Origin of the sequence: Salinibacterium sp. NG253 (assembly GCF_015864945.1) — a bacterium.
Classification (GTDB): Bacteria; Actinomycetota; Actinomycetes; order Actinomycetales; family Microbacteriaceae; genus Rhodoglobus.
Genome location: NZ_JADYWF010000001.1, coordinates 1,044,293 through 1,064,112, shown reverse-complemented (window position 1 = coordinate 1,064,112; position 19,820 = coordinate 1,044,293). Strand labels below are relative to the sequence as shown.

The window sequence follows — 19,820 nt, the reverse complement described above, 5'->3', positions numbered from 1 at the left end:
CACCAATCATCTCCAATCACAGGCAAGGACGCCCCATGAAGAAGAAAATGCTCGGCGCGGCAGCAGTCGCCGCAACATTTGCTCTCGCATTGACCGGTTGCACGACAGATGCCGGTAGCAACGAGAGTGGCGAAGAACTCGTCGCCATCAACGTCGGCTACATCGACACCAGCATCAACGGTGTCGGGATTATTGCCGTCGCCAATGACCAAGACCTCTGGACCAAGGCTGGACTCGACGTCAACCTCGTTCCCTTCACCAACGGTCCGACCCAGATTCAGGCCATGGCCAGTGGATCGCTCGACGTTGGTTACATCGGTGGCGGCGCCATGTGGATGCCCGCCTCAGGCCAGGGCACCGTTATCACGCCCAACGAGAGCACCTTTGGTGACTTCCTCATCGCTTCGCCCGAGTCGGGTGCAACCGAGATGGCTGACCTCAAAGGACTCAAGATTGGTGTTCCGGATGGCGGATCGGGCGAAATGATTCTCGCGCTCGCCCTCGAAGAAGCTGGCCTCACTGAAGCTGACATCGAGCGCATCCCGCTGGACCCGCCGAGCGTCGTTTCGGCATTCGTTGCTGGCCAGATCGATGTCGCAGCAATCTTCTCGCCGCTGAGCGACCAGATCTTCGAGTCGGTTCCTGACGCTCAGGTCATTGCTAACAACGTCGACTTCCCCGAAACCGAGTTCCTCGGAGCCTGGGTTGCCTCGAACGACGCGATTGCCGACAAGAGCGAAGCGCTTACCCGCTTCCTCGAGGTATTCATCGAAGCGAACGACTACCGCATCTCCGACACCGAAGACACTGTCGCTCTCTCGGCTGCGCTCTCGGGTGCTCCCGCAGAACAGCTTCAGAGCCAGGCAGACGGCCTCGAATGGTGGACGTCTGACCAGATCCTGGCTGACAACGCCGACGGATCAACCTACGAGCGTTTCGGTTCATTCACGCAGCTGTTCCTTGACGTCGGTCGCCTGACGGCAGATGAAGCTGCAGCACCAGAGGACTTCATCAACGTCGACCTCTTCGCCGCAGCCAAAGACAACCTCAAGTGACTGGTCGGCTAGGGACCGGTGCTCCGGTCCGAATAGGGATCGTGGGCGCCGGCTTCGTAGCCGACTTCTACCTTCGAGCGCTCGGCAGCATCCGCGGGCATGACGTAACAGTTGTTGCGGCGCGCTCGGCGGAGTCGGGGGCAGCATTCGCGGAACGCTTTGGCATTCCGGTTGTTGTCTCCACTGTCGCTGAACTCGTGGAGCGCGACGATGTCGACATCGTCATCGTCGCGCTCCCGCAAGACCAACACGTGGCGGTAGTTGCCGCTGCGGCGGCGGCAGGCAAGGGCATCATTTGCACCAAGCCGCTCGGCCGCAACTCCGCCGAAGCTGCCGAATGCCTGCGCCTCGTTCGCGAAGCCGGCGTCTGGCACGCCTACGCCGAAACCGAAGTGTTCGCTCCGGGCCTCGTGAAAGCGAAAGAACTCGTGGATGCTGGCGCCGTTGGCCGAGTGACCTCGGTTCGAGCGCGGGAATCTCACGGACATCCGCACAAGCACGCTCGCGATGTTTCGCGATCGGGCGGCGGACCACTGCGCGCTCTCGGCTGCCACTGTGTAGCCATCGGGCGCTGGTTCATCGGCTACGACACCGCTCCCAAGGAAGTCTTTGCGTGGGGTGCACGACTCTCGCGCGACGACGTCGAGACGGAAGACACCGCTGTGGCGCTCATCCGTTTCGAGGATGACCGTATGGCTCAGGTCGAAGTGAGCTGGGGCCACATCGCCGGACTGGATGTGCGCAACGAGATTCACGGCACCGCAGGCTGGATTGGCACCGACGAAACCGGTCAGACGGGCATCCGTGCGTTCGCGGGAAACCCCGCTGACTATGTCGTCGAAAAAGCGGGAGCAGCAACCGGCTGGATCACTCCCGTGCCCGATGAGCCCTGGGTGTACGGCTACCACGCAGAACTCACCCACTTTGTGGAGTGCTATCGCACCGGCGTCGAGCCGCGCCAAACCTTTGTCGATGGCTACATCGACAACGCAATCATTGATGCCGCCTATCGCTCCATGGAGGTCGGAACTTGGGTTCCGATCGACATGTCCGCGGTCTAACGCAGCACGCTGAACGACGAAAGAACACTAATGACTGAGAAAGCCACGCGCCGCCCCAACATCGTGATGATCCTCACCGATGATCACGCTTCGCACGCCATTGGTGCGTATGGGTCGGTCGTGAACCAGACACCCCGCATCGACGAGATCGCGCAGTTGGGATGGAAGCTCGACAACTGTTTCGCAACCAACTCGCTGTGTTCGCCGAGCCGGGCATCCATTCTTACGGGGACATATAGTCACATCAACGGTGTCAGCACGCTCGTGACTCCGATCGATGCGAGCCAGCCGACCTTCGTCTCTCAGCTGAAAGACGCGGGCTACCGCACAGCCATAGTCGGCAAGTGGCATATGGGTGATGGTGGAGAAGCTGACCCCCAGAACTTCGACTACTGGGATGTGCTCATCGAGCAGGGCGAATACTTCGACCCGAAATTCTTGAACCCGGATGGGCTGCGCACCGTTCCCGGCTACGCCACCGACGTGATCACCGACCTCTCGCTCAAGTGGGTTGACGAGCTCGAGGGTGACGACCCGTGGTGCGTGCTGATTTACCACAAGGCACCGCACCGCCCATGGGAGCCCGACGAGAAGCACGCCGGAATGTACTCCGACCCCATCCCGGTACCGGCGACGTTCACTGATGACTACGAGACGCGCACGTCGTCCGCGCGTCGGGCCGCGATGCGCATCGCCGAAAACCTCAGCGAAGCCGACCTCAAGCAGACACCACCCGAGGGGCTCAGCTACGACGAGCTCGCCCTGTGGAAGTACCAGCGCTTCATGGAGGACTACCTTGCGTGCGTCGCCTCGGTCGACGACAACGTTGGCCGGGTGACCGACTGGCTCAAAGAGCGCGGCGACTTCGACGACACCCTCCTCATGTACAGCTCGGATCAAGGCTTCTTCTTGGGCGACCATGGTTGGTTTGACAAGCGCTTCATGTACGAAGAGTCGCTGCGGATGCCGTTCGTGCTTAGCTATCCAGCGCAGCTAGCGGCGGGCAAGTCGTACGAGGGCATCGTCACCAACGTTGACCTTGCGCAGACCATCCTCGACGCGGCCGGCGTGGAGCACCACCCGCGGATGCAAGGCCGCAGCCTCTGGCCCGACCTCATTGAAACTCCGGATGTCGAACCCGCCGAGGGCATGTACTACCGCTACTGGGAGAACGACGATGTCTTCCATCGCGCGCCCGCCCACTACGGCTACCGCACCGACCGCTTCAAGCTGATCTTCTTCTACAACGACGGATTGGGTGTGCCCGGAACCGGGCCATTCTCCTACCCCTCCGAGTGGGAAATGTACGACCTCGAAACAGACCCCGACGAACTCAACAACGTCTACGGAACGCCCGAATACGCCGAGGTCGAAGCAGATATGAAGGTTAAAATGTGGAAGGCGCAGGCCTCGTTCAAAGACGAGCCGCACCCCAGCCAGCCGAAGCCAGTCGGCATCTAAAGAACTTTTCAAAAGTTTTTTCAGCGCACGTGTCGATTCGGCACGTGCGCTGCGTCATGTCAATGAAGGGCAGGAAATTCCGGCCCCGAAAGGACAAGATGATGCTGAATGTGCTGGCGATCGCTCTCGCCACCGTCGCAGGAATGCTCGTCGGGTGGGCCTGGTTCTCACCGGCGCTGCTCGGCAAGCCGTGGGCGGCGCGAGCCGGGATAGATCTGAGTGCGAAGACTCCCGGGTGGGCGTATCTGTTGGCGCTTGTGGCCACGGCCATAACGGCAACAGTGCTGGCGCTTGCCGCCGCGATCGCGCACGACCAGCTTGGTGGCTCGTTTCTGGCGGTCACGCTGGCTGTGGCATCCATTGGCTGGCTCAGTTTTACCGCGTCGCGGAACGCTGTCGAGTATCTTTTTGAGAAGAAGTCCCCGACGCTGTTTGCGATCGATATGGGTCATCAGCTTGCCGTTCTCGTCGTCATGTCCGTTGTTATTGGCCTTTTTGGCCACACTTCACAATTCGGTTAGGGAGAAAAACATGCAGTACATGATCCTGATTCATTCTGAACCTTTTGATGGCCCAGAACCGGGCACGGACGCCTTCGACGAGATGATGGCGCCGTGGATGGCCTACAACCAAAAACTGATCGATGGTGGCCACTATGTCGCCGCAGATCAGTTGCTGGGCGTCGAGACGGCGACCACGATTCGTCGCGCTTACGGTGCCGGCGACACGATCATCGACGGTCCTTTCGCTGAAACCAAAGAACACTTTGGCGGCTACTACATTGTGGAAGCCAAAGATTTGGATGAGGCGCTTGCGCTTGCTGCCGAGGTTCCGATTCCGGCTGGCTCGCTCGAGGTTCGCCCGGTGGTGCCCTCGTAGCGTGCCTGATAACTCAGAGGCGGTCACCCGCCTGGCGCGTGAGGAGAGTGGGCATGTGCTCGCGCTCCTCACGCACCGCTTTGGCCTCGATGTCGCCGATGATGCGGTGCAGGATGCGCTCGTTGAAGCCCTGAACTGGGGCAGCGTTCCAGACAACCCGGCTGCGTGGCTCTATACGGTCGCCCGCAATCGTGCGGTTGACCGGGTGCGGCGTGAAGCTACGGCCGCTCGCCGGTTGGCGCGAGCGGCACCGGATCTTGTGGCGGCCGCCGAGCGCAACAACGGTGCTCGTGGTCCCAGTAGCAACGACGAGGAGGTGCCCGACATGATTGACGATGCCCACTATTCGGGCGATGAACACGTGCGGTTGCTTCTGCTCTGTTGTCACCCAGCGCTGGGGCGAGACACCCAAGTGGCCTTGACTCTTCGGCTCGTCGGTGGCCTCACGACCACCGAAATCGCGGCTGCTTTCTTGCTGCCCGAGCAGACCCTTGCGCAGCGGATCGTGCGGGCCAAGCGCAAGATTCGTGACGCGGGTATCCCGCTCAGCATTCCGGAGGACCTCACACTGCGAGTGGATGCCCTGCTCACAGTTCTCTACCTCATTTTCAACGAGGGCTATCTCTCACGGGGGAGCGCCACCGGTGGTCGCGTCGACCTCGTGGAAGAAGCGATTCGCCTCACGATCACCGCCCGCGAACTGCTGCCGGGCAACCCCGAAGTCGAAGGTCTGCTGGCGCTCGAGCTGTACGCTCGCGCCCGCCACGACACCCGCTTTCGTGGCGACAAACTAGTTCTTCTCGAGCACCAGGATCGCACCCGCTGGGACGGCGAGCTCATCGAGCAAGCCAACGGGCTCCTGCACAGTGCCCTCGGTCGGCTGCAGCCTGGGCCCTTCCAGACCCAAGCCGTTATTGCGCGCCACCATGCCACCGCGCGCACGGCCGCCGAGACCGACTGGCCGGCTATCGCATCCGCCTATGCGGTGCTGTTGGCGATGACGGGCGGCTCTCCGGTCGTTGCCCTCAATCGGGCGGTCGCGGTCTCAATGGCGGATGGGCCGGATGCTGGGTTGCGGATTTTCAACGAGGTCGAAGGCCTCGATGACTACCACTTGTACTGGTCAACTAAAGCCGAGCTGCTGCTGCGCGCCGGCGACGCGGATGCCGCGGCTCCGGCGTTCGCCCGGGCGCGCGAACTGGCCACGAACGCCGCCGAGCAGCAGCATCTCGATCGGCGTATCGCGCAGCTGCCCGAGTAATGCCGGCGGAGTCCCGCGCATCTCGCAGCTACGGCCGTTTCGCCGGAGGCGTCGGCTGCGCGTAGTGGTGCTCGCCGATCGCGCCCTTCTCCACGACATCCCGGATGCGGGCTGCGCGCACCGCCGGAGTCTTGATGCCGGTGAGGCGCGCATAGATCTGAAAGCGCACGCTCTTGGTGAGGCCGGCGTGGAACTCCGCAGAGGCAGGGTTGGCGTCGAGAGCGGCCTGCAAATCTGGGGGAGTGGTCATGTTCTTCTGGCTGTAGGCGGCATCCCAGCGGCCGTCGGCTTTGGCGCGCTCAACTTCGGCGAGACCGCCGGGGCGCATCTGGCCCTCCTCGATGAGCCGGGCGACATGGTCGCGATTTACTTGTGACCAGGGGCTGTTCTTGCGGCGCGGAGTGAAGGCCTGCAGCGTGTAGTCGTCGTCGAGGCGTGCCATCTGGCCGTCGATCCATCCGAAGCACAGGGCAATGTCGAGCGCTTCGCTCCAAGTGATGCCCGGTGCCTTCGACAGCTTTTTTCGGAGCTTGAGGCGCACGCCGTTGGGCGAGGGCTCGTTCTCGAGGAAGGCCGTCCACTCGGCGATGGTGACGTCGAGGATGGGTTTGTCGGCGAAGCTGGCCATGACCTGATGTTAGTCAAGGCCACCGACGTTCGGCCGGTAGCCCCGGCCGCCTGAACAAACGCTGATTCGTTGCTGGGCACGAAGCGGGCGTTGAATAGACCCATGCGAGCTACTTACATTTACGGCGCCGGCGATGTCCGCGTCATCACTGCCCCTGACCCTCAGCTCATCGAGAGCACTGACGCGGTCGTTCGCATCACCCGCGCGTGCGTCTGCGGCAGCGATCTGCACCCCTTCCATTCGATGCCAGCGGATGCGGATGCTCGCCCTATCGGCCACGAATTCATCGGCGTTGTTGAGGAGCGCGGCAACGACGTTGCCACGCTCAAAGTCGGCGACTTTGTGATTGCCCCGTTCGCGTACTCCGATGGAACCTGCGAGTTCTGCCTCGAAGGACTTCAGACCTCGTGCATCCACGGTGGTTACTGGGGCAACGGTGGAATCACAGGTGGCCAAGCTGAAGCCGTGCGCGTGCCGTACGCCGATGGAACCCTCGTGAAGGTTCCCGGCACTGTGGACGAGTCGCAGTATGCCGGGCTCTTATCTCTCTCTGACGTCTACGCCACCGGCTGGCATGCCGCCTACAAGGCGCGCGTCGCACCCGGCCAGACCGTTACGGTGATCGGTGACGGCGCTGTCGGCCTCCTCGCCGTGCTCTCCGCCAAGCAGATGGGTGCCGAGCGCATCATTCTCATGGGCCGTCACAAGGCGCGTACTGACCTCGGTGTGCACTTTGGAGCCACGGATGTCGTAGCCGAGCGAGGCGAAGAAGGCATCGCCATGGTGCGCGAACTTACCGGCGGCACGGGAAGCCACGCGGTTCTCGAAGCTGTCGGCTTCATGCCCGCTTACGAGCAGGCCCTCGGCGTCGTTCGTGCCGGCGGAGTGATCAGCCGTGTTGGCGTTCCCCAGTACGAGAATGCCCCGGTCGGCCGCGGCAGTCTATTTGGCAAGAACGTCGGCCTGGTCGGCGGTGTGGCCCCCGCTCGCGCTTACATCGAGCAACTGCTGCCTGGGGTGCTTGACGGAACGGTGAACCCCGGCCTCGTTTTCGACCAAACCGTGAAGCTCGAGCAGACCCCCGATGGCTACACCGCGATGGATGAGCGCACCGCTCTCAAGGTGATGGTCGACCCGACGTAATCGCCCTGCCACGAAGGCTAAATCACGCCGTGTAGGGTTGTTTCGTCATCTGGTCGCGCGTTCACGGATCCACGTGGAGAACGACTTCAGCCGCAGACTTATATTGCGAGGAAAACCTATGAAGGCAACATTTCTTTACGGCGCGGGCGACGTCCGAGTGGAGACAGTAGCGGACCCGGTGATCCAGCTTCCGACAGACGCCATAGTGCGGGTGGTTCGTGCCTGTGTCTGCGGCTCAGACTTGCACCCGTATCACACGCGTAAGCCGGGCCCGGTTGGCGCTCCAATGGGCCACGAAATGGTCGGAGTAGTCGAGGAAATCGGCTCTGAGGTCTCCTCGGTGAAGCGTGGCGACCTTGTCGTCGCCACGTTTACGTACCAAGACAACACCTGCGTCTTTTGCCAAGAAGGTTTCCACACCTCCTGCCGCCACGGCGGCTTCTATAACAAACCCGAGGTCGGCGGCTTCCAAGCGGAGTATGCGCGAGTGCCGCAGGCCGACGGCAGTCTGGTGGCAGTGCCGGGCGTTGACGAGAAAAGTGAACTGATTCCATCGCTTCTCGCCCTGTCCGATGTCTACCTCACCGGTTACCACGCCGCGCATATGGGGCGGGTTGGCGCTGGACAGACGGTGACGGTGATTGGTGACGGCGCGGTCGGGCTGTCGGCCGTACTGGCGTCCAAGAAGCTTGGTGCTGAGCGGGTCATCCTCATGGGGCGGCATCAGTCGCGCACTGACCTCGGTCTCGAGTTCGGGGCAGACGAGATCGTGGCCGAGCGCGGAGAAGAAGGAGTCGCCCGGGTGCGCGAACTCACCAGCGGTGAGGGTAGTCACGTCGTCATCGAGGCGGTTGGCCACTTCCCGGCGTACCAGCAAGCTTTGGGGTCCGTCCGTGTGGGCGGCACCATTTCGCGGGTAGGCGTTCCCCAGTACTCCGAGGCTCCGATCGGCTGGGGCTCGCTCTTCAGTCGCAACATCACGCTCACGGGTGGACCTGCCCCCGTGCGCGCCTACATCGAATCTGCGCTCCAGGATGTGCTCGACGGCTCGATCGCTCCGGGGCGCGTCTTCGACCGCGTCGTGGGCATCGACGAGGTTGCGCTGGGATACGCCGCCATGGATTCCCGCGAAAGCCTCAAGGTGATGGTCGCCTTCTAGGCCCCGAGCTGGTTTCCCGCTGGCGGGACCACGGATTGTGGTCCCGTTAGCGGGACCACGACTGAAGGGCGATGATCGCCCGGTCGAGGTACTCATCTCGAACCGTCACGGCAAAGCGCACGAATTGCGTGCCGCTCGGACCGTAGAACTCTCCGGGCGAGACAAGCACGCCGATGTCAGCGAGCGCCATCGCGGTATCAATTCCGCTTTCGCCCCGCGTGGCCCAGAGGTACAGGCCGCTTTCCGAGCCGTGAATCTCGAGCCCGGCTGCCTCGACGGCAGTGCGGAGACGTTCAAGTCGTGCGGTGTAGAGATCGCGCTGCTCGACAACGTGCTCATCATCCGAGAGAACTGCGCTGAGCACCTGCTGCACCGGCGCAGGAACCATGAGCCCCAGGCTGCGACGCTTCGATGCAATTGTGCCGATCAGCTGTTCGTCTCCGGCCACCATGCCGCCGCGGTATCCAGCCATGTTCGACTGCTTACTGACTGAGTAGCAGGCGAGAACCTGGCTCATGTCGTCGCCGATCACTCTCGGGTCGAGGATAGAAGGGATTCGCTCCCCGTTGCGCTCGTTCAGGACGGCGTAGCACTCGTCCCCGACGATCACAGCACCGAGCTCGCGAGCTCGGGCGACAGCACGACGCAACTCCTCAACGGTCAGGGTCTGGCCGTCGGGGTTACGAGGGGAGTTCAGCCAAATGAGCTTGGTCGCCTCAGGCCACTTGGCCGGATCGTCCTCAGCAACGACGCTGGCACCGACGGCGAGCGCCCCCGCTTCATAGGCGGGATAGGCAAGCGCCGGGCGTACCACGACGTCGTCCGCGCCGAGCCCGAGCAAGAATGGCAGTAAACCCAACAGCTCTTTAGAACCGATCGTGGGTAGCACACCCTCTCGATTGAGAGTGACACCGCGGATGCGATCGAACCAGTTCACCATCGCGTCACGCAACTCGACGACCCCAATGGTCAAGGGATAGCCAGGTGCGCCGCCCGCTGAAGCCAGCGCATCGACAAAGACTTGCGGCGTCGGGTCGACGGGGGAAGCGGTCGCGAGGTCGGCAAACCCGCCCGGGTGGGCGACTGCGCGACGGCGAAGCTCGGCCGATACCTCCATCGGTGACGGAGTCACAGGAGCCGAAGACCCCACGGCGGCGGTCACGCGACAACTCCGGAGCGGCGAATCGAAAGTGTCGATACTGCCCGGGAAAGGGGCGAGCGGGCTCCGGCGAAACTGAAGAAGGCATCCATGTCCCCTATCCAACCAGAGCTTCCTATGAAACACATAGGCGTAGACGCGCTATCGGCGTTATTCGTATCGGCGGAGCGATCAGCCGTGTGGGTCTTCCTCAGCATGAGGAAGATCGATCCGACGTAGCCGACGCGCGGCATCCCGCCGACGGTCGCTGGTTAAACAGCGATGTCGAGGACAGCTAGGGTTAAAACAACCCCGACTGCCCTCGACATCTTTGCTGGGCCTCCTGTCGGATTCGAACCGACGACCCCCGCTTTACAAGAGCGGTGCTCTAGCCAGCTGAGCTAAGGAGGCTTGGGCCAACGCCCTATTTTAGACATGACTTCACCTATGCTCCCAACCAACCCGCGCAGTCGCCGTCGCGCGCTCGCTGGAATCATTGCTGCAATCGTCGCTGGAGCCCTTGTTGCAGGCCAAAGTCGCATCAATGGAGAGCTCGCCGTTGAACTTCACGATTCGACTCTCGCGGCGCTCATTTCGTTCGGATCAGGGCTCGTCATTCTTACTCTGATCGTTCCTTTTGTGCCGAGCGCACGCGCTGGATTCCGCACTCTGGGCACCGAAGTCAGAAGCAAGCGCTTGCCCTGGTGGTATCTCACCGGCGGAACCTTTGGCGCATTTTTCGTGCTCACTCAGGGGCTCGCTGCAACAGCCCTCGGCGTAGCGCTGTTCACGGTCGCCGTGGTGGCGAGTCAAACGATCAGTTCCGCGGTCATCGACCGGGTGGGAATCGGCAGTCTGCAGAAGCGCCCGGTTACTCCGCTGCGGGTGGCGGCATCCGCCCTCGCTGTGGGCGCGGTCATTTTCTCGGGGTTGTCAGACCTGCGCCTCGACGGCCCATTTCTGCTGGTCTTCTTGCCGCTCATTGCAGGCTTCGGGATCGGATGGCAGCAAGCCATCAACGGTCACGTGCGGCATGTGACGCGTTCGCCGCTCACCGCGACCTACGTCAACTTCATTGCGGGCACCTCGGTGCTGGCCATCGCGGCAATCGTGTTTGGCTTCATCGGCGGCTGGCAGCACGAGTTCCCCACCGACCTGACTCTGTACCTCGGGGGAGCGATCGGCGTGATCTTCATCATCGTTGCCGCTGTGCTCGTGCCCATCACCGGAGTGCTGTTCTTCGCACTCGGTTCGATCGCGGGGCAGTTGCTCGGAGCGCTCGCCCTCGAGCTTCTTTTGCCCACAGACAACGATGGGGTGGCGCCAACCACCATAATCGGTGTGGCACTCACCCTCATCGCGGTGGTGATCGCCTCTCTCTCGGGCAAGCGACCACCTAAAACGCTGCTGTCGAACTAGTCCTGCTCGTCAAACTCCAGAGAGCTCGAGTTCAAGCAGAAACGGTCACCGGTCGGAGTCTGGTGGGCATCATCGAACAGATGCCCGAGGTGTGAGCCACAGGTTGCACAGACAACCTCGGTGCGCACCATTCCCAGTGAGCGGTCTTCGCGCAACTCAACGGCATCCGGGTTGATTGCTTCGTAGAAGCTCGGCCATCCCGAGCCGGAGTCGAACTTGGTGTCGCTCTTGAACAGCTCGGCGCTGCAGGCGCCACAACGGTACGTTCCCGCACGCTTCTCATCGAGAAGGGCGCCAGACCACGGACGGTCGGTGCCGGCTTCACGCAGTACTGAGTACTTGATTCCGAGCTCGTCGCGCCATTGCTCGTCAGTCTTAGTCACCTTGTACGTCATGTGGTCTCCTCTATTCGTGAGCTTTCTCTGCTCAGTACATTAAACTCGGGGATGTGCCTATTGATTCCGTGATCGCCAAGTCTTGGGGCGAATTAACAACATCCGAGCTCTACTCGATCATGAAACTGCGCACTGACGTATTTTTTGTTGAGCAAAAAGTCGACGAGACCGAACTTGATGACCGTGATCAAGAGGATGCCACCCGGCACTACTGGATCGCCGACGGCTCCGAGGTTGTGGCCTACATCCGCGTTCTGTTCAACGAGACCGCCGAACACCTCGACGGTCACCGCGTCATCGGCCGAGTCGTCGTGCGCGACGACCACCGCGGAGAAGGCCTCGCCCAAATAATCATGAAGCGCATCGTCGCCGACTTCGGTGGCGAAGGGATGCTGCTGCACGCGCAGGAATACATCGTGCCGCTGTACGCAAAATTCGGCTTCGAAGCCTTTGGCGAGCTCTACGACGAAGCGACCATCATGCACCAGTCGATGTACCGCGCAGGTCGCTAGTGCGCGGTCTTAATGTTTGTGTGCTCGGCCCCGCAGCGCTCATCGTCACGGCAGTTCTTATTGCGCTGACGCCGATGACGAGCGGAGCCGCAGAGCCAGGGCAGACGCTGTCTTCGCCAGCCGCGACCGACACTTCAGAGACGACAATCGCCGCCGACGGCACTGTGTGTGACGTAACGGATGCCGCCATCACGTGGGGCCTCAAAGAGTCGCTGCGGTCGTACATCAGCGGCACCATCGCCAACGGCGAGTGGACGGTGAGCGACGGCGCCACCTACAAAACGCCCGACTTCGGTTGGACGGCAGGCTCCGGCCAGCTCGACGCGGGCAGTGGCACTCTCGCATTTGACGGAAGCCTGCGCCTTACCGGCCACGATGGCATCCTCGACACCACCCTCACCAGCCTAGAAATTGTGTTCGACGGCAGCACCACAGCGAATCTCGTCTTCGATGTCTTCGGAACGACGCAAGAAGGTCTTCCCGTTGACGAAACCGACGTTGAGTTCGCCACGATCGACGTGTCAGGCATCACGGTAGCCGCTGGCACCGCGCTGCTCGAGAGTGCGCCTGTCGTTCTCACCGAAGCGGGTTCCGACGCCTTCGGCACCTATCCCGCCGGCGAAGAGTTCGACCCCATCACCGTCACCTTCAGCGCGACCCCTGACTGCATGCCGCAACCGCAGGATGTCAATCAGGCACTTCTGAGCGCTCTGATCATCATCGGAGCCATCATCGCCATTCTCGTGGCGCTTGCCATCGTGCTGGTTCTTGGACGCCGCCGCCGGCGCAATCGCGCCGAAGCAATGTAGCTGCCCGCTCTATGAACCTGACGTAGGCGCGTAAATTGCCCGAGCGAGGGCATCAAGCACCGTGACCGTGCGCGGGCCGAAACTCAAAATCTCGCCGTCATCCATCTCGACAAACCGCTGGTTTTTACCAGCCTCCGTGAGGGCAACCGCGGGGCGAGCTTCGAGCAATCCACTCACGCCGCCAACACTGTCGAGACCCCCAGTCATCACCAGGATGAGATCAGGATTCGCCGCGACCATGGCCTCATCGGTCATCGGGCGCATGCCTTCGAGCCCGATCTCGGCTGCGACATCCACACCACCAAGAGCATCGATCAGCACATCAGAGCCCGACTCTTGGCCGAACAAATAATAGATACCCGAGGTGCCCCGCAGGTAGAGAAACACCATGCGCAGTCGGTCACCCGAGGGCACGATGTCAGCGATCTCAGCGATCTTCGCCTCAATTGTGGCGCTCAGCTCTGCAGCCAAGGCATCACCGGCGGCGGCAACACCCAGCGCGGCCGCCGTCTGACGGGCCAACTCGGCAATGCCCTCGATAGAAGGATCCGTGTCCACAAACACCACAGGAATGCCCGCATCGCGCAACTGCAACACCACATCGATCGGACCAATAGAGCCATCCGTCAACACCAGATCAGGGCGCAACGCCAAAATGGCCTCACTGTTGACGGTGTGAGCGTTAGAGGTGATCACCGGCAAATCAGATGCCTCATCAAACGTCGTCGAAATATCGCGCGCCACCAGCGAATCGAGCATTCCCAGACCAGCAACCGTCGCCGCGATCGACCCCGAAATGTCCATCGAAATCACACGGTCCGTCGATGACACTGTGACGGGCACATCCCCGGCCAAATCGTGCGAAACGACCGACACCGGCAAGGACTGCACTGGCGCCGCCGCAGGAGCCAGAATTCCGGATGACGGAAGAGCCGCCTGCACCAGCCCGCTGTAATCCTTCGCATCGTCCAACACCGTCAGCGCCGACAGCGGAGAAGCCAAATCGGCTGTAACCGTCACAGCCGGCGTTTCGGCAATGGTGGCGGCCGAACATCCGCTCGCTGCAAGCACAACGCCAGACAACACCGCCGCAGCAGCGAACAGTCGAGTGCGCATGACAACCAATCAGAAATATCGGGTACTAAGGCAATCCTAACCTCGACTGTCTTCAATTGGTCCACGAAGCCGAGTCGTTCGGGGGAGCCACAGCCCGCACACCCTAGGCTTACCAGCACAGTGGAGGGAATTGCCGTGCCAGAAAACGAAGCCGCGTCGTGCCCCGCTACCGGCCTGTCCGAACGTGACAGCGAAATCCTCGACTTCGAGCGCGAATGGACCCGCCACGTCGGCGCCAAAGAAGAGGCCATCAGCTCCCAGTTTCATGTCTCAAGTGCGCGCTATTATCAAATGCTCAATGCGGTAATCGACTCACCGGCAGCCGTGCGCTATGACCCCATGTTGGTCTCGCGACTGCGCCGCAGCAGAGACAACCGGATGCGCACCCGATCAGTGCGCAGCCCCCACCACGACGAAGAATTGACAGACTAAGCAATGGCGAGCTACCCGAAAGACCGATTCGACGAACTACCCGAGGACGTAGAGCGCATTGGAGCCCACCGCGGCCCCAAACGACGCGGCCGCGGCTGGATCGGCTTCGCCTGGGCGCTACTCGCCACCGGCGTGCTCGTCTTTGGCGGCCTCTTCGCCCTGAGCCAGTACCTCGATGACGACCTCGGCATCCCCTTCTTCGCTGCCCCCGAAGAACCCGCCGTCAACCCCGAACCCGCGGAAACCGTCGCGCCCGTCACCGACCCCGCCACAATCGACCCCGAACGCGCACTAACCATCGACGTGCTCAACGGCACCCCCGAAAGCGGACTCCAAACCACCGTCTTCGACGAACTCACTGCAGCAGGCTGGCCCACCGGCAGTGCGGCGCCCGCCTCCTCGCGTGACATCGAAGACACCTACGTGTACTACAGCAACCCCGACGACGAAGACGTAGCCTCGGGCCTCGTCGCTGCCATCGGCCGCGGCGAAATCCGCCAAGTGGAAGACGACATTTTCCCCGGCGTAGAACTCACCGTCGTCATCGGAACCGACTACCTCGCCCCCGCCGTGGAAGCAACAGAAGAGCCCACAGAATAAAGGGAAGCCCGCACGCAGTGCCGTCTTGCACTCGCCCCTGTCGAGTGCTAATTTTGACCTTGGCACTCGCGTAGTTCGAGTGCCAACTTATTCGCTTGTACGACGTCCGGGAGGGACGAGAAACACACATGGCAAAGATCATTGCTTTCAACGAAGAGGCCCGTCGCGGCCTTGAGCGCGGCCTGAACATTCTCGCTGACGCCGTAAAGGTCACGCTCGGCCCACGTGGCCGCAACGTTGTTCTTGAGAAGAAGTGGGGCGCTCCCACCATCACGAACGACGGTGTATCCATCGCCAAAGAAATCGAGCTCGACGATCCTTTCGAAAAGATCGGTGCCGAACTCGTCAAAGAGGTAGCAAAGAAGACGGATGACGTAGCCGGAGACGGTACGACCACTTCTGTTGTTCTTGCTCAGGCTCTCGTTCGCGAAGGCCTCCGTAACGTTGCTGCGGGTGCAGACCCCATCAGCCTCAAGCGCGGCATCGAAAAGGCAACCAACTCGGTCATCGAGGCACTCATTGCGAGCGCCAAGGAGATCGAAACCAAGGAAGAGATCGCAGCTACTGCATCCATCTCTGCTGGAGACCCCGAGATCGGTGCACTTATCGCTGAGGCGATCGACAAGGTCGGCAAGGAAGGTGTTGTCACCGTTGAGGAGTCGAACACGTTCGGCACCGAGCTTGAGCTCACCGAGGGTATGCGCTTCGACAAGGGATTCCTGTCGGCATACTTCGTCACTGACCAAGAGCGCCAAGAAGCGGTCTTCGAAGACCCCTACGTTCTTATCGTCAACGGCAAGATCTCGAACATCAAGGATCTGCTCCCCATCGTCGACAAGGTAATCCAGAGTGGCAAGCAGCTGCTCATCATTGCTGAAGACGTTGACGGAGAAGCCCTCGCAACTCTCGTTGTGAACAAGATCCGTGGCATCTTCAAGTCGGTTGCTGTCAAGGCTCCTGGCTTCGGAGACCGTCGCAAGGCTCAGCTCGCTGACATCGCCATCCTCACCGGTGGTCAGGTCATCTCCGAAGAAGTTGGACTCAAGCTCGAGAACGCAACTCTCGAACTCCTCGGTCGCGCCCGCAAGGTCGTTATCACCAAGGACGAGACCACGATCATCGAAGGTGCTGGTGAAGAAGAGGCGATCGCAGGTCGCGTCAAGCAGATCCGCGCCGAGATCGACAACACTGACAGCGACTACGACCGTGAGAAGCTCCAAGAGCGTCTCGCCAAGCTCGCCGGTGGTGTTGCAGTCATCAAGGCTGGTGCCGCAACTGAGGTTGAACTCAAGGAGCGCAAGCACCGCATTGAGGACGCAGTCCGCAACGCCAAGGCAGCTGTTGAAGAGGGAATCGTCGCCGGTGGTGGCGTGGCCCTGATTCAGGCTGGCAAGATCGCTTTCGACAGCCAGGCAATGGCTGACTTGGTCGGCGACGAAGCAACCGGAGCGAACATCGTTCGTGTTGCTATCGACGCACCGCTCAAGCAGATCGCACTCAACGCAGGCATGGAGCCTGGTGTTGTTGCTGACAAGGTTCGTCACCTCCCGATTGGTCACGGCCTCAACGCAGCTACCGGCGAATACGTCGACATGCTCGCTGCAGGAATCAATGACCCGGTAAAGGTAACTCGCTCGGCTCTGCTCAACGCATCGTCGATCGCCGGTCTGTTCTTGACGACCGAAGCTGTCGTTGCTGACAAGCCTGAGAAGAACCCGGCACCCATGGGTGACCCGTCGGGTGGCATGGACTTCTAAGTCCCACCGCTCTACACCGCTTCACTGCACTACACAGAATGGGCGTCTCCTTCGGGAGGCGCCCATTCTGTCGTTAACGAGAGTTTCTGCGGGTGTGAGAGTCTCTAGCGCCCGCAGTGTGCTGAGGCGTGCCGGAGCGTGCGAAGGCGTGCTGCTAGCGGGAGAAGAGGCGAGCGTTTGCTGCTTCGATCTCCGCATACTGCTGCCCCGCCTGGCTGAGGGCGGTGTTGATGGCAGCGAGGTTCTCTTCTACTCGCTGCTGAGTGGCCTTCCAGTCGGTGACGACCGCGGAGAAGGCTGTCGCCGCCTGCCCTGTCCACGAGCCCTGCAGGTTCGTGAGCTGACCGTGGAGGCCAGCAACTTCGGCTTGGATGCGGCTGATGGAATTCTGAACCGCTCCGGTGGCGCTGAGAACGGCTTCGCTATCTACTTGGTATCGAGTCATACCTCGACGGTAGATTCTGGCATCCGGTCGCTGCGGCGACTATTCCTCTTCGGTGTCCTCTGAGGGGCTGGGAGTGCTGGGGAGGAGAGGAAGCTCAACGCGGAAGGTTGCGCCACCTCCGGGCGTCTCAAGCGCCTGCACGGTGCCGTGGTGGGCTGCGACGATGGCCGCAACGATTGCTAGCCCCAGACCGCTGCCACCGGTGTCGCGGTTGCGTGAGCTGTCGGCACGCCAGAAGCGTTCGAAGACCTTGGCGCGAATCTGTTCGGGGATGCCCTCGCCGTGGTCGATGACCGAGAGTACAGCCATTTGACGCTCATGGTCGACGCCAACGCCAATCTCGACCGGAGTATCAGTCGTGAAGCGCAGCGCGTTCGTGACGAGGTTGGTGAGCACCTGGCGAATCTTGTTCTCTTCGGCCATGACGACGGCGTTGAGATCCTTCGGCACGGGCGCAATGGCCTGAGTAAGGCGAGCGGTTGCTTTGGCAACGGCGGCCGACTTCTTGCGGGATGCTAGTCGTGAAAGCCGGGCACCGGCAGCGGCAATGGGGCCGGTGGCGAGCGCAGCAACACCGCGCGCGGGCGTGCTCGGATCGGGGTGGGAGCTCTCGGGAAGAGGGATCGCCTTGGTGTCTGTGTCGTCATCCGCTGAGGACTCTGTCGTGACGACCGCGTCGGATTCGATGCGGGGGTTGGTGTTGATGACGGTGACGACGCGGCCGGTAGAGGCACGGGCATCCATCGCCGCATCATTGGCCAACGGCAAGAGATTAACTTCGGTGAACTGCACCGGCTTGCTGCCATCGATGCGCGCCAGCTCGAGTAGGTCTTCAACGAGACCACCCATGCGGATAGCTTCTTTTTCGATGCGCTCCATGGCTTGAGCAACGTCATCCGGTTTGGTGATGGCGCCCATGCGATAAAGCTCGGCATAACCGCGCACGGTGACAAGCGGGGTGCGAAGTTCGTGGCTGGCGTCACCGACGAAGCGGCGCATCTGGTCGATGGTGCGCGCACGGTCAGCGAAGGCGCGGTCAATTCGACCAAGCATGGAGTTGAGGGAACGGTTGAGGCGCCCCACTTCCGTATTGGGAGTGGCAACAGACAGCCGCTGGTCGAAGTCTCCGTCGGCAAAGCGGGCTGCAGTGGCTTCTACTTCGCGCAGCGGCGCAAACGTCGAGGTGACCAAAAGGCGGGTGAGCGCTCCACCGACAATGACGACAGTGAGACCAAAGAACAAGAAGATGGCGGCGTAACGAGCAACGATGGCATTGGAATCGCTCAGGTCGCGAGCGATAACGATCGTCACGAAGTCAGGGCCGATGGTGCTGATCGCGGGGTAGGAGATGACCCGCCATTGCCCTCCGATAGCGGTGCTCGGGAGGGTGAAAGGTTCCGTCTGGGAGTTGGCAACGGCGATGGTGAGGCCGTCGAGAACAGGCCGCGATGCATCTTCTTCTCGGCTATTGCAGCGCATGCTGCCGTCGTAATTGAGAACCGCGAAATAGAGGTCATTGGGCAGGCGAGAAACACTGCACTGAGGGTCGCTGGTTGTGCCGGTGTATTGGATGCGGCCATCGAGCCCGTCAGCGGCCGCGGTGATCTTGTCATCAGTTTGCTCGATCAAGTAGTCGCGCAAAACCGCGGCGGTGCCAACACCAGCAACGAGGAGCCCCATGGTGAGCAGGAGCACCGTGACTCCGGTGACCTTGGTGCGCAAAGAAATGCGGCTCCAAGCGTCTGGGATGTTCTCCTGCATGATAGTGAACGGTACCTTGCGTGGCTGGGAATCGGGAACGAGTATGGCCAGCCAAACATGGGAAATCACATGTCGGGCTGGCCATCACGGGTGGTTACGGCTTTGCTGCCTTCAGCATGTAGCCGAATCCACGCTTGGTCTGAATGATTGGCTCTTCGGTGTGCTGATCGAGCTTGCGGCGCAGGTAGGAAATGTAGCTCTCCACGATGCCGGCGTCGCCGTTGAAGTCGTATTCCCAGACGTGATCGAGGATTTGAGCCTTCGAGAGCACGCGGTTGGGGTTGAGCATGAGGTAACGCAGCAGCTTGAACTCAGTCGGGCTGAGCTCGATTTGCTCGCTGCCGATAGATACCTCGTGGGTGTCCTGGTCCATCGTGAGGTCGCCGGCGCGGATGATCGTCTCTTCGTCATCCTGCATCGTGCGGCGAAGAATCGCCTTGATGCGGGCCACAATCTCGTCGAGGCTAAAGGGCTTTGTGACGTAGTCGTCACCACCGACGGTGAGGCCGGTGATCTTGTCCTCAGTGTCATCTTTTGCTGTGAGGAACAAGATGGGGGAGGTGTAGCCGGATGCGCGGAGGCGCTTGGTGACTCCGAAACCGTTCATGTCGGGCAACATCACGTCGAGGATGATCAGGTCGGGTTCTTCTTCAAGAACAGCCGAGATGGTCTGGGCGCCGCTTCCTACCGCGCGCACCGCAAATCCCGCGAAGCGCAAGCTCGTCGTGAGCAGATCGCGAATGTTCGGTTCGTCGTCAACAATGAGAATTTTCGGTCCGTCAGCCATGT

21 protein-coding genes and 1 tRNA gene are annotated in these 19,820 nt (G+C 61.4%); 14 read left to right on the top strand and 8 right to left on the bottom strand.

Annotated features, from left to right (window positions below):
- Positions 1 to 35 precede the first annotated feature (35 nt).
- From I6E52_RS05165 to I6E52_RS05140, 6 genes are all read left to right on the top strand, one after another.
- Positions 36 to 1,055 (top strand): ABC transporter substrate-binding protein, encoded by a 1,020-nt coding sequence (locus I6E52_RS05165; RefSeq protein ID WP_197123402.1) that lies wholly within the window; start codon positions 36 to 38, stop codon positions 1,053 to 1,055.
- Positions 1,052 to 2,116 (top strand): Gfo/Idh/MocA family oxidoreductase, encoded by a 1,065-nt coding sequence (locus I6E52_RS05160; RefSeq protein WP_307842396.1) that lies wholly within the window; start codon positions 1,052 to 1,054, stop codon positions 2,114 to 2,116. The genes I6E52_RS05165 and I6E52_RS05160 overlap by 4 nt, the downstream gene beginning before the upstream one ends.
- Before the next feature lie 30 nt (positions 2,117 to 2,146).
- Positions 2,147 to 3,577 carry a sulfatase gene (locus I6E52_RS05155; protein ID WP_197155333.1) on the top strand — a complete coding sequence of 477 codons (1,431 nt, stop codon included), beginning with the start codon at positions 2,147 to 2,149 and terminating at the stop codon, positions 3,575 to 3,577.
- Between the two features lie 98 nt (positions 3,578 to 3,675).
- Positions 3,676 to 4,098 (top strand): DUF1761 domain-containing protein, encoded by a 423-nt coding sequence (locus I6E52_RS05150; RefSeq protein ID WP_197155332.1) that lies wholly within the window; start codon positions 3,676 to 3,678, stop codon positions 4,096 to 4,098.
- 19 nt (positions 4,099 to 4,117) lie between these two features.
- The gene (locus I6E52_RS05145; RefSeq protein ID WP_231601770.1) at positions 4,118 to 4,456 is read left to right on the top strand and encodes a YciI family protein; all 339 of its coding nucleotides are present in this window, start codon (positions 4,118 to 4,120) and stop codon (positions 4,454 to 4,456) included.
- Position 4,457: 1 nt separating this feature from the next.
- Complete coding sequence (locus I6E52_RS05140; RefSeq protein ID WP_197155329.1) at positions 4,458 to 5,717, top strand: RNA polymerase sigma factor; 1,260 nt, start codon at positions 4,458 to 4,460, stop codon at positions 5,715 to 5,717.
- A 28-nt stretch (positions 5,718 to 5,745) separates the two neighbouring features.
- Here the strand turns inward: I6E52_RS05140 and I6E52_RS05135 are convergent, their stop codons facing one another.
- A complete protein-coding gene (locus tag I6E52_RS05135; protein ID WP_197155327.1) occupies positions 5,746 to 6,345 on the bottom strand; it encodes a YdeI family protein in 600 nt (199 codons plus the stop codon).
- Positions 6,346 to 6,447: 102 nt separating this feature from the next.
- Between I6E52_RS05135 and I6E52_RS05130 the strand changes: the two genes are divergently transcribed.
- Both I6E52_RS05130 and I6E52_RS05125 read left to right on the top strand, forming a co-directional pair.
- Positions 6,448 to 7,488, top strand: coding sequence for an alcohol dehydrogenase catalytic domain-containing protein (locus I6E52_RS05130; protein ID WP_197155325.1), 1,041 nt, complete (start codon positions 6,448 to 6,450; stop codon positions 7,486 to 7,488).
- Positions 7,489 to 7,606: 118 nt separating this feature from the next.
- Complete coding sequence (locus I6E52_RS05125) at positions 7,607 to 8,647, top strand: zinc-binding dehydrogenase (RefSeq protein ID WP_197155324.1); 1,041 nt, start codon at positions 7,607 to 7,609, stop codon at positions 8,645 to 8,647.
- A 46-nt stretch (positions 8,648 to 8,693) separates the two neighbouring features.
- On the opposite strand, the gene dapC is transcribed toward I6E52_RS05125, so the two are convergent.
- Together dapC and I6E52_RS05115 are read right to left on the bottom strand one after the other, a co-directional pair.
- Positions 8,694 to 9,809, bottom strand: a complete 1,116-nt coding sequence (dapC, locus tag I6E52_RS05120) for a succinyldiaminopimelate transaminase (protein WP_307842395.1) — start codon at positions 9,807 to 9,809, stop codon at positions 8,694 to 8,696.
- A gap of 313 nt (positions 9,810 to 10,122) precedes the next feature.
- A tRNA-Thr gene (locus tag I6E52_RS05115) sits at positions 10,123 to 10,196 on the bottom strand.
- A 36-nt stretch (positions 10,197 to 10,232) separates the two neighbouring features.
- Here I6E52_RS05115 and I6E52_RS05110 point away from each other — a divergent pair.
- Positions 10,233 to 11,204, top strand: a complete 972-nt coding sequence (locus I6E52_RS05110) for a DMT family transporter (protein ID WP_197123430.1) — start codon at positions 10,233 to 10,235, stop codon at positions 11,202 to 11,204.
- Here the strand turns inward: I6E52_RS05110 and msrB are convergent.
- Positions 11,201 to 11,599, bottom strand: a complete 399-nt coding sequence (gene msrB, locus I6E52_RS05105; protein ID WP_197155323.1) for a peptide-methionine (R)-S-oxide reductase MsrB — start codon at positions 11,597 to 11,599, stop codon at positions 11,201 to 11,203. The genes I6E52_RS05110 and msrB overlap by 4 nt on opposite strands.
- A 53-nt stretch (positions 11,600 to 11,652) precedes the next feature.
- Here msrB and I6E52_RS05100 point away from each other — a divergent pair, with 53 nt between their 5' ends.
- Entirely contained in the window at positions 11,653 to 12,111 is a 459-nt protein-coding gene (locus tag I6E52_RS05100) for a GNAT family N-acetyltransferase (RefSeq protein WP_307842394.1), read from the top strand.
- Positions 12,111 to 12,920, top strand: coding sequence for an HtaA domain-containing protein (locus I6E52_RS05095; protein WP_197155322.1), 810 nt, complete (start codon positions 12,111 to 12,113; stop codon positions 12,918 to 12,920). Before I6E52_RS05100 ends, I6E52_RS05095 begins: the two co-directional genes overlap by 1 nt.
- A gap of 9 nt (positions 12,921 to 12,929) precedes the next feature.
- On the opposite strand, the gene I6E52_RS05090 is transcribed toward I6E52_RS05095, so the two are convergent.
- The gene (locus I6E52_RS05090; protein ID WP_197155321.1) at positions 12,930 to 14,036 is read right to left on the bottom strand and encodes a hemin ABC transporter substrate-binding protein; all 1,107 of its coding nucleotides are present in this window, start codon (positions 14,034 to 14,036) and stop codon (positions 12,930 to 12,932) included.
- 135 nt (positions 14,037 to 14,171) lie between these two features.
- On the opposite strand from I6E52_RS05090, the gene I6E52_RS05085 reads away from it, so the two are divergent.
- The 3 genes from I6E52_RS05085 (at position 14,172) to groL (ending at position 16,825) form a co-directional block, all read left to right on the top strand.
- Positions 14,172 to 14,468 carry a DUF3263 domain-containing protein gene (locus I6E52_RS05085; protein WP_197155320.1) on the top strand — a complete coding sequence of 99 codons (297 nt, stop codon included), beginning with the start codon at positions 14,172 to 14,174 and terminating at the stop codon, positions 14,466 to 14,468.
- A 3-nt stretch (positions 14,469 to 14,471) separates the two neighbouring features.
- Positions 14,472 to 15,068: a LytR C-terminal domain-containing protein gene (locus I6E52_RS05080; RefSeq protein ID WP_197155319.1), complete on the top strand. Its 597-nt coding sequence runs from the start codon at positions 14,472 to 14,474 to the stop codon at positions 15,066 to 15,068.
- Between the two features lie 128 nt (positions 15,069 to 15,196).
- Positions 15,197 to 16,825, top strand: a complete 1,629-nt coding sequence (gene groL / locus I6E52_RS05075; protein ID WP_197123442.1) for a chaperonin GroEL — start codon at positions 15,197 to 15,199, stop codon at positions 16,823 to 16,825.
- A gap of 154 nt (positions 16,826 to 16,979) precedes the next feature.
- Here groL and I6E52_RS05070 read toward each other — a convergent pair whose 3' ends face one another.
- The 3 genes from I6E52_RS05070 to I6E52_RS05060 form a co-directional block, all read right to left on the bottom strand.
- Entirely contained in the window at positions 16,980 to 17,270 is a 291-nt protein-coding gene (locus tag I6E52_RS05070) for a WXG100 family type VII secretion target (protein ID WP_197123444.1), read from the bottom strand.
- 39 nt (positions 17,271 to 17,309) lie between these two features.
- Positions 17,310 to 19,031: a HAMP domain-containing sensor histidine kinase gene (locus I6E52_RS05065; protein WP_197155318.1), complete on the bottom strand. Its 1,722-nt coding sequence runs from the start codon at positions 19,029 to 19,031 to the stop codon at positions 17,310 to 17,312.
- 94 nt (positions 19,032 to 19,125) lie between these two features.
- The gene (locus tag I6E52_RS05060) at positions 19,126 to 19,818 is read right to left on the bottom strand and encodes a response regulator transcription factor (protein WP_197109572.1); all 693 of its coding nucleotides are present in this window, start codon (positions 19,816 to 19,818) and stop codon (positions 19,126 to 19,128) included.
- Positions 19,819 to 19,820 lie beyond the last annotated feature (2 nt).